10 protein-coding genes and 1 pseudogene are annotated in these 12,207 nt (G+C 67.5%); 7 read left to right on the plus strand and 4 right to left on the minus strand.

Annotated elements, in window-relative coordinates:
• Window positions 1–69 precede the first annotated feature (69 nt).
• On the minus strand, window positions 70–2,487 hold the full coding sequence (locus D5S19_RS02015) for an ATP-binding protein (protein ID WP_120021605.1): 2,418 nt from the start codon (window positions 2,485–2,487) through the stop codon (window positions 70–72).
• A gap of 304 nt (window positions 2,488–2,791) precedes the next feature.
• On the opposite strand from D5S19_RS02015, the gene D5S19_RS02020 reads away from it, so the two are divergent.
• From D5S19_RS02020 to iolD, 6 genes are all read left to right on the plus strand, one after another.
• Window positions 2,792–4,273 (plus strand): FAD-binding protein, encoded by a 1,482-nt coding sequence (locus tag D5S19_RS02020; RefSeq protein ID WP_120021606.1) that lies wholly within the window; start codon window positions 2,792–2,794, stop codon window positions 4,271–4,273.
• Window positions 4,274–4,393: 120 nt separating this feature from the next.
• Window positions 4,394–5,377 carry a 5-dehydro-2-deoxygluconokinase gene (gene iolC, locus D5S19_RS02025; RefSeq protein WP_120021607.1) on the plus strand — a complete coding sequence of 328 codons (984 nt, stop codon included), beginning with the start codon at window positions 4,394–4,396 and terminating at the stop codon, window positions 5,375–5,377.
• Window positions 5,355–5,732, plus strand: coding sequence for a hypothetical protein (locus D5S19_RS33710; RefSeq protein WP_120021608.1), 378 nt, complete (start codon window positions 5,355–5,357; stop codon window positions 5,730–5,732). The genes iolC and D5S19_RS33710 overlap by 23 nt, the downstream gene beginning before the upstream one ends.
• Before the next feature lie 7 nt (window positions 5,733–5,739).
• Window positions 5,740–6,195 (plus strand): aldehyde dehydrogenase family protein, encoded by a 456-nt coding sequence (locus D5S19_RS33715; protein ID WP_325050205.1) that lies wholly within the window; start codon window positions 5,740–5,742, stop codon window positions 6,193–6,195.
• Window positions 6,110–6,946 (plus strand): 5-deoxy-glucuronate isomerase, encoded by an 837-nt coding sequence (iolB, locus tag D5S19_RS02040; protein ID WP_407641697.1) that lies wholly within the window; start codon window positions 6,110–6,112, stop codon window positions 6,944–6,946. Before D5S19_RS33715 ends, iolB begins: the two co-directional genes overlap by 86 nt.
• Window positions 6,943–8,850: a 3D-(3,5/4)-trihydroxycyclohexane-1,2-dione acylhydrolase (decyclizing) gene (iolD, locus tag D5S19_RS02045; protein ID WP_199730271.1), complete on the plus strand. Its 1,908-nt coding sequence runs from the start codon at window positions 6,943–6,945 to the stop codon at window positions 8,848–8,850. The genes iolB and iolD overlap by 4 nt, the downstream gene beginning before the upstream one ends.
• Window positions 8,851–9,382: 532 nt before the next feature.
• Here iolD and D5S19_RS02050 read toward each other — a convergent pair.
• Entirely contained in the window at window positions 9,383–10,324 is a 942-nt protein-coding gene (locus D5S19_RS02050) for a linear amide C-N hydrolase (protein ID WP_158605467.1), read from the minus strand.
• A gap of 730 nt (window positions 10,325–11,054) precedes the next feature.
• On the opposite strand from D5S19_RS02050, the pseudogene D5S19_RS34005 reads away from it, so the two are divergent.
• A pseudogene (locus tag D5S19_RS34005) lies at window positions 11,055–11,144 on the plus strand (hypothetical protein); the annotation flags it as partial.
• A gap of 24 nt (window positions 11,145–11,168) precedes the next feature.
• Here D5S19_RS34005 and D5S19_RS34010 read toward each other — a convergent pair.
• Both D5S19_RS34010 and D5S19_RS31880 read right to left on the minus strand, forming a co-directional pair.
• A complete protein-coding gene (locus tag D5S19_RS34010) occupies window positions 11,169–11,435 on the minus strand; it encodes a helix-turn-helix domain-containing protein (RefSeq protein ID WP_407641698.1) in 267 nt (88 codons plus the stop codon).
• Between the two features lie 177 nt (window positions 11,436–11,612).
• Window positions 11,613–12,119 carry an LppA family lipoprotein gene (locus D5S19_RS31880; protein WP_158605468.1) on the minus strand — a complete coding sequence of 169 codons (507 nt, stop codon included), beginning with the start codon at window positions 12,117–12,119 and terminating at the stop codon, window positions 11,613–11,615.
• Window positions 12,120–12,207 lie beyond the last annotated feature (88 nt).

Consider the following 12,207-nt stretch of genomic DNA (forward strand, 5'->3'; position numbering starts at 1 on the left):
GGCTCGAACGGCTGTGAAGGGTCCCTTCACAGCCTCAGCGTCCGTGAAGGGTCCCTTCACAGCCCTGGGTCAGGCGGAATCGTGGGCCGCGCCGACGGGCAGGCCGTGCGGATAGTTCTGCCGGAACCAGGCCACCAGCGCCGGGCGATCGTTGCGTCCCTTGCCGGGCAGCAGGATTCTCTTGCGGATTCGGGTGAGTGCCTGGGTGATCGCGCTTTCCGTGGAGTTGAGCCGGGTGGCGATCTCGCGGTTGGTCAGCTGCTGTGCCACCAGCGAGACGATCCGGAGCTGGTGCGGGCTGAGCGGCTCGTCGAATGCGGCCGGCCGGGTGGCCAGCTGGTAGATTTCGGGCGTGGAAAGGGTCTGACCGCGCCGGTAGGCGTCGGCATAGGCCTTCCGCCCGATCCGGTGCTCGATTTTCGTGATCGCCTCGTCCAACCGGCGTTTGAAGAGAATCATGCCGTCGAAGATCACGCCGTGGCGGCGCTGCACGGTGGCGGTGCAGCCGATCATGTGCGCGGCCATGCGGAATTTCCCGAGCCGGACCAGAACGAGCGCCCGGATGAGGACCAGCCAGGCGGTTTCCCAGGCGTCTCCCATGGCGATCAGGGATTCCATGACGTCCGGCAGATCGTCGTCGGCGATCGGCATTCCGGGGAGCGCGAGCAATAGCCGGGTCCACATCGCCGCCCACGGCGAGTTGCCGGCGTGGGTGATGGCCTCTTTCGTGAACACCTCGGCCATCGGGTGCCGCATCATGCCGGCGACCAGCGCGCGCACGAGGAAGGCCATCTGACGGCTGCCCTGGTCGCCGGCGAGGTCGAAGGCGTGCGCGGCCGCGGTGAGCAGATCGAGGCTCTGGCCGCCAGAGTCGGTCAGCCCCAGGTAGATGCCGCGGAACAGCAGCACCGCAGGGTGGTCGGCAGCGCCCTGGACGTGCGGGATGAGGTCGTCGATCTCTTCGAGGGCGGCGAGCGCGTGGTCCTTGTTCCCGGTGGCGATGCAGATGAACCCGAGCATGCACAGGGCGACGATGCGCTCGGTCGACGGCGGGCCGGTGTCGGCGGTGAGGAGGTTTTTGTACCACTCGGTGAAGCGGTATTCCTTCGCATAAAAGAACTGGGCTCGTACGCGTGCCGCGTTGTTGACCAGCTCGTAGCCCTTTGCGATCTGGCCGGTGTCACAGCACCATCGTACGGCGGCGTCGATGCTCGGCAGTTCGTCGTGAACTGTGTGCAGCCAGTGCAATTCCCGTGGCCCGAACCAGGAACGGGCGGCGGTGGCGATCAGGTTCGTGATCCAGGTGTAATGGCGTTCGCGGAGGATTCGTTCCTCCGCGCTGCCGAGCAGACGCTGTTCTCCGTAATCGCGCAGCCAGGAATGCCGGAGCACGTATCGGCCGGAATCGGTGCGCGTGACCACGGAGCGAACGATCAGTTCTTCGAGCATGACGCCGACGTGACGGCGTGTGGCCGGGGCGGCGGGATCTTCGGCGCAGACCGCTCCAGCCGCGGCAAGAGTGAAGCTCCCGGCGAAGGTGCTCAGCTGACACCACAACCGTTGCTGCGCTACGTCGCACGCATCCCACGAAACCGTGACGGTGGCTTCGAGCATGCTGTGGTGGGGCGGGATCCGGCGTCGTCCGCGGGTGTACTTGAGCTTGAGCAGCCCGGTTTCCATGAGGTCGTGCAGGACGGCCGTCGGGGTGCGGATGCCGACGACGAGCTGCGCGGCGAGGAGTTCGAGGACCAGCGGTACTCCGCCGGACATCCGCACGAGGTCCACGACGGCCGGCCAGTCCGTCCAGCCGTCGACCCGGCTTCCCGCTGCTGCCGCGCGATCGCAGAACAGCCGGACGGCGTCGGTGCGCGCCGCGGCATCGCGGGAGGCGCCGCGGTCGGGGATCGCGAGTGGGCGAACCTGGACCAGGTACTCGCCGTGGACGTTGAGGGGTATCCGGCTCGTGGTCAGGATCTGCAGCTCGGGATCGTCGGCCAGCAGGCACTCGGCGATCTCGGCCACTTCGTCGGTGAGCAGCTCACAGTTGTCGAGCACCAGCAGCAACCGGCGGCCCGCCAGGTGCTCGGCGAAGGCGCGCAGCAGGTCGTCGACCGTCTTGCCCGCGGCGCGGTGGATCTCCAGCGCCGCCACGATCTCCTGGCAGATGGACACTTCGAGCCGTTCCCGTTCCGCGGCGGACCGGGGGAGCGACCCGGCCTCGGCATTGCGCGCGACACCCGCGAGCGGCACGACCGCGGCATCGTCGAACGGCGCCGCCTGCCCGGCCAGGTCCTCTTTGGCCGAGATTTCCCGGAAGATCTCTTCGGCGAGACGGGTTTTCCCGACTCCGCCGTCACCGTGCAAAGTGACGAGCCGGGCGCCGTCGCGGATGAGCAGCTGCCGCAGTTCGTCCAGGGCCGTGGTGCGTCCGACGAGGCTGGTCAGGCCGGAGATGCAACGGTGCGGATCACGTTCCGGTGTCCCCATCGTCCCGCCCTTCCCCAGGATCTGCCGGGTCTGCTCCGAACCCCTCGCCCGGCACGGAGCGTGACGAGTGTTCGCCCCACAGTAGGCGATCAAGACCGGGTGGCGAGAGAAACACGCACAATCCACCGGATGGAGTCAACTGTCCGTGGGTGCGACCCTGCCGAAGAGGGTACGAGGGGGGTCGATCGACGGTGTCGAGGGTCGGGCGCCCGCTGTCGAGGGTGATGGCTTTTCCGCACGGGTACGGCGGGGAAGGGTGCGTCTCGGCGATCATCCTTTGTCCGCGACCATTTCTGGAGACCTGATGCAGTCCGCGCTTGGCTACGACCCGATCATCCGGGGATCGGTTTCCGCGATGTGCCGGTCCTTCGTGGACGTGCTGGACGGCGACCTGCTCGGCGGCCGCGAGGTGATCGAGGCCGCCGGCCGGGACATGGGGCGGGTGTGCCAGGGCTTCCCGGCCGCCGTCCTGCGTCCGGGCAGCGCCGACGATGTCGCGCGGACCATCGGCAGGTGCGCCGACCTGCGAGTACCCGTTGCCGCGCAGGGTGCCGGGCACACCGTGCACGGGCAGCGGCTCGCCCTCGGCGGGGTCGCGATCGACATGACCGTGCTGGATCGGGTCGTCCGGATCGATCCGCGCGGGCGGTGGGCGGAGGTGGAAGCCGGGATCCTCTGGGCCGATCTCGTGCCACAGCTTTACGCGCGCGGATTGCGATTCGCCGGTGGGCACACCGGATATCTGGGCCTCAGCGTCGGCGGGACCTTGACCGTGGGCGGGATCAGCAACCAGCCGGGGGTCGGCGCCCAGGTGGATTCGGTCGAAGCACTGCAGGTGGCCACCGGCACCGGCGAACTCGTGTGGTGCTCCCCGGAGCAGCACCGCCGGTTGTTCGACTCCGCGCTGGCCGGGCTGGGCCAGGTCGGCGTGATCACCCGCGCCCGGCTCACGCTGGAACCGGCCCAGCCCCTGGTGTGGCGCGCCGTCGTACCGTTCACCGACCAGCAGGAAGGCCTGCACGCCCTCCGGCACGCCGCCTCCTCGGGCCGGTTCGACGAGGTGTACGCGATGGTGATGCCGTCGCGGGGCCGGGAACCGATGACCACAAACCTGCACCTGGCCGTCTACGAGGACCACCCGGCGGCCGACCACACCGCGTCCGTCGAGATGATCATCCGAGAGGCGTGCGGGACCACGCGCACGCAACCGGAAAACCGGATCCACGGGCGCGGCGTCGTCTGCTGGCTCGACCACATCACCTCGATCACCTCGATCATCGACGCGTGGATCGCGCGGCGAAAATGGGCCGACACCATCAAGATCTGGCTGGACGTCTTCCTGCCCGGCACCACCGCCGACCGGATCATCCCCGACCAGCTGACCGCACTGGGCGCCGACGACTGGCACCCCGACGGCCTGTCGTTCGTCCTCGTCTTTCCCCACGACAGCGCGAAATTCACCCGGCCCCGCCTGCGCCTTCCCCAGCACCGCCGGAACCAGCCGCCCCGACCCGGCGAGCTGACGCTGCTGTTCGACGTCCTCCGCGCCGCACCCGCCGACTCCGGCAGGGACTACATCGACCGCACCCTGCGCCGCACCGCCGAAGCAGCCGACGATCTGGAACAGACCGCCGACGCCACGATCTACCCGATCGGCTCGCGTCCCCTGACCCCCAGCCACTGGCGCACGCATTACGGCGACAGCTGGCCGGAGGTGGCGGCCGGTCTCGCGGAGTTCGACCCGGCAGCAATTCTGACGCCGGGGTTCGGGATTCCGCGTACCTGAGGGCCTTTCGGCGGGTGGTGCGCCGGGGTCCACCGGTTCTCCGGGGCCGTTGACACGTGAAGCCGGCGCGGAGCAGGGTGACGCGCCGGGTCCCCGCGTGCAAGGGAGTGGTGAGAGGTCATGACTGCGTCGCCGGGTGGTTCGCCGTTCGACCTGATAACCATCGGCCGGATCGGCGTCGACCTCTACCCGCTGCAGGACGGAGTCGGCCTGGAGGACGTCGAGACCTTCGGCAAGTACCTCGGGGGGAGCGCCACCAACGTGGCGATCGCCGGCGCGCGACACGGGCTGCGCAGCGCCGTGATCACGGCGACGGGCGATGATCCGTTCGGCAGGTACGCGCACCGGGAACTGCGCAGGCTGGGCGTCGATGACCGGTTCGTGGCCACGATCGGCGACCTCCGGACGCCGGTGACCTTCTGCGAGATCTTCCCGCCCGACGATTTCCCGCTGTATTTCTACCGCGACCCGATCGCGCCCGACCTGGCGATCACCGATCAAGACCTGGACCTGGCGGCGATCGGGCAGGCGCGGATCTTCTGGTCCACGGTCACCGGGCTGTCCCGGGAACCGAGCCGGGCCGCGCACCACGTGGCCTGGCAGTCCCGTGGCCGGGCACCCCTGACCGTGCTGGACCTGGACTACCGGCCGATGTTCTGGTCCAGCCCGGAGGAGGCCACGGCCGAAACAGGCCGGGCGCTGGAGCGGGTGACCATCGCGGTGGGCAACCGTGAGGAGTGTGCGATCGCGGTGGGGGAGACCAGCCCGCACCGGGCCGCCGACGCGCTGCTGGAACGAGGCGTCGAACTCGCGGTCGTGAAGCAGGGGCCGCGCGGCGTTCTGGCCAAGACCCGGGAAGGGATCGTCGAAGTACCGGCTCATCCGGTGCGCGTGGTCAACGGGCTCGGCGCGGGGGACGGTTTCGGCGGTGCCCTCTGCTACGGCCTGCGGCAAGGCTGGCCGCTCGAACGGACCTTGCGCTTCGCCAACATCGCCGGGGCGATCGTGGCTACCCGCCGCGAATGCTCGACGGCCATGCCCACCACCGAAGAAGTCACCACTGTGATGGAGGAGCTGGACCGTGTCGACGCCCGAGGCCACTGAGCGTGCGATGCCACTGATCAGTGACGGCCTGCGCCGGGCACGCCATCGAGACCCCGGCGCGATCACCACCGCTTTCGCGGACCGCACGCGCCGCCCGCTGGTGCGCGGCGATGGCGAGATGGAGCGTGTACTGGCGGCGGCGACGTTTCGGACGGTGACACGAATGGCTTCTGGCTCGGCCCTCATCGACAACGTGGGACTGGCGAAGAGCCGACCCGCCGTGGCGACCGGCCCGCCCGCAGGTTCGGATTGGATGTCTGTGAAGGGACCCTTCACGGACTCTGAGTCTGTGAAGGGTCCCTTCACAGACTTCGGCGAGGCCGCCGAGTTGCCGGTCGTGCGTGTGCCCGTATGAGGAAGGCGTGCGGCTCGTCAATTCCGGTGCCTTCGGCAACGGCGCCACGATCTTCACCAACGACGGCGGGCCGGCCCGCCGGTTCCGGAAAACGGCCCAGGCAGGCATGATCGGCATCACGGTGCCCGTCGCGACCTTCTCCTTCGGCGGGTGGAAGGCCTCGATGTTCGGCGACACCAAGGCTCATGGAACGGAGGGTGTGAAGTTCTGCACGCAGCTCGAGGCTGTCACCTCCCGGCGGCCGGATCCGTCGCACGGCGGTCTCGACCTCGGCTTCCCGGCAACGACTAGCAGCGAAAGGCCGCGTCACCATGTCAGTACGCAACGAGTGGTTCTTCCCGCGGGGATCTCTGCCCAGCGGAAACTGGGAATCCGTGGTGGACACCAGCATTCCCGGCTGGCAGTACACCGGGATCCGGGTTGCCGCGCTCGACGGCGGCAAAGTCGGGCTGTCGCGGCGTGACGTCGAGCGGATCGTCGTACCGCTGTCGGGCTCGTTCAGCGTCGGGCACGAGGGCACCGTGACCGAGCTGGCGGGCCGAGCGCACGTCTTCGACGGCCCCACCGACGTGCTCTACCTCGGCGCCCGTACGGGAGCGGAAATCCGGGGCCACGGCCGGGTGGCGGTGGCGGAAGCGCCCACCGGCGATGCCCGGCCGAGCAGGTATCTGGCCCGGTCCGACGTGCCGGTGGAGATCCGGGGAGCGGGCCGGGATACCCGGCAGGTCCACAACTTCGGCACCCCGGACGCGCTGGACGCCGTGGCCCTCATTGTGTGCGAGGTGATCACTCCCGGAGGCAACTGGTCGTCCCACCCGGCGCACAAGCACGACGAGCACGTGCCGGGGCACGAGTCCCGGCTGGAGGAGATCTACTACTTCGAAGCGGCCCCGGCCCGGGGCATCGGCGCGCCCGACGGGGCGGACGCCTTCGGCAGCTTCGCCACCTACACCTCCGGTGACCGGGAGATAGACACGCAGGCCTTGGTACGCACCGGCGACATCGCCTTGGTGCCCTACGGCTACCACGGGCCGGCTGCCGCCGCACCGGAGTACGACCTGTACTACCTCAACGTCATGGCCGGGCCCGATCCCGAACGGGTCTGGCTGGTATCCGACGATCCGCGCCAGGCCTGGATCCGCTCGCGATGGGCGCGGGATGCGCCCGACACCAGGCTGCCCTTCCTTTCCACGGCCGAAGGGGTATCGCGATGACGACTCGCAGAATGACGGTCGGCCAGGCGCTGGTCGAGTTTCTCGGTCACCAGTGGACGGTCGACGGCGATGTCCGAGTACGCACGATCGGCGGGGTCATCGGCATTTTCGGCCATGGCAACGTCGCGGGGCTTGGCCAGGCGATCAAGCAGTACAACGTGACCCAGCCGCATCTGCTGCCGTATCACCAGGCGCGGAACGAGCAGGCCATGGTGCATCAGGGTGTGGGATATGCGCGCATGCACCGCCGCCGTGCCACTCTTGCCGCTGCCGCCTCCGTCGGCCCCGGTGCGGCCAACATGCTCACCGGCGCGGCGCTCGCGACGGCCAACCGGCTGCCGGTGCTTCTGCTGCCCAGCGACACCTTCGCGACCCGGGTCGCCGACCCGGTGCTGCAGCAGCTGGAGCACCCGCACGACACCTCGATGCAGGTGACCGACGCCTTCCGGCCAGTATCGCGGTTCTTCGACCGAGTCGAGCGGCCCGAGCAGCTGTACTCGATCGCCCTCGCGGCCATGCGAGTGCTGACCGATCCGGCCGAGACCGGCGCGGTCACCATCGCGCTGCCGGAGGACGTGCAGGCCGAAGCGGTCGACGTGCCCGCCGGGTTCCTGCGGGACCGGGAGTGGCACATCAGGCATCCGGTGCCGGAGCGGTGGGCGCTGGACGCCGCGGTCGCCGCCATCCGCGACGCCGAGCGGCCGTTCGTCATCGCGGGCGGCGGGGTCCTTTACTCCGGCGCGGAGGACGCGCTGCGCCGGCTGGCCGAGGCCACCGGAATCCCCGTCGGCACGAGCCAAGCCGGCGGCGGCGCCCTGAACTGGGATCACCCGCAGTACCTCGGCGGGGTTGGCGCCACCGGCACGACCGCGGCCAACCGGATCGCCGCGGACGCGGACGTCGTGATCGGGATCGGCACCCGGTACAGCGACTTCACCACCGGAAGCCGTTCTGCCTTCCAGAATCCCGACGTGACGTTCGTCAACGTCAACGTCGCCTCGTTTGACGCGTACAAGCACGGTACGCAGCTGCCGTTGATCGCGGACGCACGCGAAACCCTGGACGCGTTGCTCGCCCGGCTCGTCGGATACCGCGTCGCCCCGGAGTACGCGGCGCGCGCCGGCCAGGAAAAGCGCGACTGGGATGTCGTCGTGGATCAGGCTCTCAGGGCCACCGGCGCCGCCCTGCCCGGGCAGGGCGAGATCATCGGGGCGGTGCACTCGGCGTCCGGCCCGCGCGACGTGCTGGTCCAGGCGGCCGGAAGTCTCCCCGGCGACCTGCACAAGCTGTGGCGGGTCCGGGATCCGCTCGGCTATCACGTCGAGTACGCGTTTTCCACGATGGGATACGAGATCGCCGGCGGCCTCGGGGCCAAGCGCGGACTCGCCGCGCTGGGCGACGATCGCGAGGTCATCGTCATGGTCGGCGACGGTTCCTATCTGATGTTGCACTCCGAGCTGGCGACCGCGGTGGCCGAGGGGATCAAGCTCATCGTCGTGCTCGTCCAGAACGAGGGCTACGCGTCGATCGGCCACTTGTCCGAAACCGTGGGGAGCCAGCGGTTCGGTACCCGCTACCGCCATCTCGATCACGACCGGCTCAACTTCGAGTCCGGTGACCTGCTCACCGTGGACCTCGCGGCGAACGCCCGCAGCTACGGGATCGACGTGATCGAGGTCCGGCCCGGGAAGGACGCGATCGAGGAACTGACCGCGGCGGTCGCGACGGCGAAGGCGAGCAGCGGGCCCACGCTCATCCACATACACTCGGATCCCTTTGCCTACGCGCCGGACGGCGGAGGCTGGTGGGATGTTCCGGTCGCGCAGGTCTCGGAACTCGACAGCACGAAGCGGGCCTACGCCGATTACCTCGAACAGCGGAAGAAACAACGGCCCCTCCTGTGACGAGTGTGCCAGCACCGATTTCCCGGCCATCGAATCGAGCAGTTCGGTCAGTACCTCGGGGTTCTCGGCCACGCAGGCTTGATCCTCCGGTGCCATGGTCGAGATGACGACGTCCAGAGCACTGTCGACGTTGTTCGCTTGGACAAGGGCGGGCAGCCGCTCGGTGAAGAAGGCGTGGTAGCCACGCATTTCTGTGGAGGATGCCCCTGCATGGCGGACGGGCGGGCAGAGGTGCGTCCGTATGACCCCAGCGGATCGAGCAGATCAGATTCGCGATGCGCTTCGTCGCGGCGGCCGCCTCGCACAGCGGTACGAGGATCTGAAACGTCGGCTCGCGGTGGGAGCGAACACGACTACCAGGCGTAGCACGGGGGCGTCGAGACTGGCGGCGACCGCCGTCAGCCATGATGAGTTTTTGCCGCCAGGCCCGCCAACGCGACCCCCTCGCCTTCGTGCGGGAGTACGTGTCCGGGCCCGGCGGTGGGCAGCCGCGCCCGCTCGCAGTGGGCAAAGACGGCGGAGCCCTCCACCGCTATACGGCGGTGAACTCCTCGGTCACATCGCCGACACGGTCGGGCTCATTCACCAGGTCGAGTTGCCGCTCCTCATTCAATGTGTCGAAATTCAGCTGGTCAAGTTCGATCCATACCACGTTCGGGCTCGTGGTGGACTCGAAGAAGTATCGCCGTTCGGTCAGGTCGGTGACGGTGCGCCAGCGCGTGGTGGAGATGTTCGGACGAATCACATCCACGGTCCCGAAGGGCGCCGAGGCGTTGCGGATCACGCTGAAGGCATAGGCCGTGGCTTCGCGCGTTTCCTCGGTGGGCGGGAGCATCGTGGAGTAGTACACGGCGCGGGCGAAGCGTTCCGGCGACTCCGTGCCGCCGGGCAGGGTGTTGTTGTCGTTGTACGGCGGGTACTCCTTCACCAGTTCCAGCTGCTCCGCGTACACGGGCGAGTTTGCCATCACGGTGTATTCGGGGCCGTGATGTACGGAGGCCTTGCCGTCGAGGAACTCGACGATGGCGGAGTCACCGCTGAGGTCCGCGAGCGCGATGTGGCCAGTGCCCGGCTTTTCGCCCAGGCTCATCTCGATGAGCTGCACATCGCTGTCCACGATCCAGGTGACGGCCGCGGCAACGGTGTCGAAGCGGTCGAGCAGGCACTGGATCGCCGAGTACAGCTCGAGCCCTTTGCGGTTCTGATCGCGAATGCCGTAATCCGACTCGGAGAGGTAGAGCCCGCAGGCCTGAAGCCCTTTTTCGTTGACGCCGTCGACCACGGCCTGGCCGTACATGAGCGCGACGACGCTGCCGTACTCGGAAGTCCAGGAGAAACCGCCGCGATCGTCAGGGTCGCTGGGGATGCTCTGGCGTTCCACGCCGCGGGGGCGCACCGCCAGGTTCGTCTGGGTGTCCTGGTACCAGTCCATGCTCCGGCCGACGAGCACGTTGCCTTTGCCGGGCTCACCCATTGATGACCACAGAAATCTCGTACACATGCCGGACAGTCTGACCGTCCGATGCAATTTTTGGTGGCCCGTTCGCCGATATTCACCTGTTTGTGGGCAGGGAACCGTGTCCAGGCGCAACATGTTTTCGAGCGCTGCGGGCCTGCCTTCCTTCGGGGGAAAGGATTCCGATCACGTACTCCATTTCAGTGATTAAAGCGAATGATGTGATCGACGCTGTTAATGCGGGCAACGGATTCACGGTCATCTGCCCGTTCTACGGGACTCTTTCGGGCGTTGAGGCAGGCCGGATGCGTATTGACCGTTCAAGTGTGGTGCGGACGGCTCGGCGCACAGTGCGCAACCCGCCCCAGGCTTGCCGAAGCAACGGCAGACCGGCGAACGGGTGCTCGAGATCTTCGCTGAGCTGACGGCCGGAGAGCCACGCGCGGACCCGGGCCCTCGGGGGCGACTTGAGTCCGAACGGTCTCCGCCGCCCGGGCCGCGTCTGCGAAGGCTCGCCCATGTCAGCTGTGGACGAGACAGCGCGCGGCATCACTGAAAGTGTGCATGACCAGGAACATTTCGAGCTGCGTGGCCTGTGTGGCGACACGGGTTTGTACGGCCATGCCGGCGTGCACGATGCGCTGATGGACTTCACTACCCCCTGGAACGACGGCCTCGACATCCTGACCGATGATGCTTCAGCTAAGCTGCCGACGGTTTGCGGTCCGTCGACACCGGTTCATCGCAAGTGTCCGCCGTCGGCGCGTTTCACGACAAGTCCTCCTGCGAGCCGGGCAAATGGTTCACCGCCGGAGTCGCTATGGACTCCGGCGCAGGCGCCCTTGAGGCGTACGCGGCGACGTTACGCTGGGCTCAAGGACAGGCACGCCCAGGATTCGCCGCGTCTGCGCGAGAAGGAACTTCCCGCCGGCGTCAGCGACACCTGCCGCGTCGTGCGTGCGAAAAGCGAGACACTCAACTCCGCCGCCAACTGGCGAATCGCCTGGGACAGTGCCGGCTGAGTTGTGTGCAACTGCTCCGCTGCCCGCACGAAATGACACGTTCCGGCGACAACCATGAGTCTTCTAGTGCACTCCACACCTACCCTTCCACCTGCACAGCTGCTCATGTGCAGCACAGTGGTACCGCTCGACTGGCGAGAACGATGGGGTGAGCGCCTACATCTCGGTTCTGGCCGGAGGCACCCGGGCGGAGCCTGCACTGAGCCAAATCACGCGCTCGCTCCCGAACTTAAGCCCGCTGTTCGCTCCGCTCGGCCGTACTGGGTGGCAGGATTACGCGGATCTCAATACGAAGGGATAGGTGCGAGGCTGCCCCGCTTCTTGGCTTCTACCGTCAGATGACACCCGGTGCGAACCAGTAGCGTCGTGTTGATGGCGGAGCCGAAGTTAAGCTCAGCTCGGTACTGGTCACGAAAAACAATCTCGTTATCGTTAGGTCGTTTTACGGTGACTTGTCCGGCGTCGAAGCCGTAGTTTCGAGCGATTTCACGAACGTCGGCCGCGGCTTGCTGCCATTCCGCATCGGGCAGATTTCCTGGAGCTGTCCAGATGGGAAAGCTGTGCGTCTCGGCGTCGGCGCGTCCAGAGACATCGATTGCCGCGAATTCTTGGCTGCAGCCAGCCCGGCCAGGCTGATCTGTCTGCTTCCAGTGGAGTGCCGGGAATTTGGCCGCCAGTTGTTCCCGAACTTTCTGAAACATCTCGTCGTAGCGCGCTGCCACCTGGTTGATATCCGGACGTTGCATGAGTTGACTGAACTGCTGAGCCGCAGTCTTCTCGTCCGAGTTCATAGTTGGCTCCTGCGTGCCTGGGTTAGTGCAGCTGGCCAGCGCGAGAACGACGATTCCGCTGGCCAGTCCGCGAATGAGGTGGTTTTTC

Source organism: Amycolatopsis panacis (assembly GCF_003600245.1).
GTDB lineage: Bacteria > Actinomycetota > Actinomycetes > Mycobacteriales > Pseudonocardiaceae > Amycolatopsis > Amycolatopsis sulphurea.